This window comes from Chitinolyticbacter albus, from assembly GCF_024437655.1.
Classification (GTDB): Bacteria; Pseudomonadota; Gammaproteobacteria; order Burkholderiales; family Chitinibacteraceae; genus Chitinolyticbacter; species Chitinolyticbacter albus.
The window spans coordinates 1-597 of sequence record NZ_JANBVF010000079.1 but is presented as its reverse complement, the minus strand read 5'-3'; the positions used below and the strand labels follow the sequence as shown (position 1 = coordinate 597).

The 597-nt window shown below is 64.5% G+C and carries 1 protein-coding gene; it reads left to right on the top strand.

Annotated elements, in window-relative coordinates; translation table 11 throughout:
• On the top strand, positions 1-597 hold a 597-nt coding region (locus tag NLI84_RS18855), incomplete at both ends, for a VCBS domain-containing protein (RefSeq protein ID WP_255992373.1).

Sequence of the window (597 nt, the reverse complement as noted above, 5' to 3'; positions counted from 1 at the left end):
CCTCGGTTCGTTGGTGATCGACGCCTCAGGCAACTGGTCGTACGAAGTCGACAACAGCCTGGTGCAATACCTCAAAGCCGGCGAAACCCGCGACGAAGTGTTCACGGTGACCAGCGCCGACGGCACCCCCCACACCGTGACCGTCACCGTGACCGGCGCCAATGAAACCGCCACGGTCGGCAGCGGCACGGTGCAGGAAGACACCACCGTCAGCACTGGCGGCACGCTGACCGCTACCGGCGGCGCCAGCTTCATTGCCGACAGTCAGAGCGGCAGCTACGGCACGCTGCAACTGGGCACCAACGGCCAATGGACCTATACGCTGGACAACGCCAGCCCTGCAGTACAAGCCCTGGTCAGCGGCGAAACCCGGACCGAGAGCTTTACCGTACAACTGAACGACGGCAGCAGCACCACCGTCACGGTGCAGGTACAAGGCCTGAACGATGGTGCGGTGATCGCAGGCGACGCTAGCGGCGCGGTGATCGAAGACATCAACGTCACTGCCGGTGGCAAGCTCATCGACAGCGGCAGCCTCACGGTAGCGGATGCCGACGCCGGTCAAACCAGCTTCACTGCTGGCGCCGGTACCCCGGT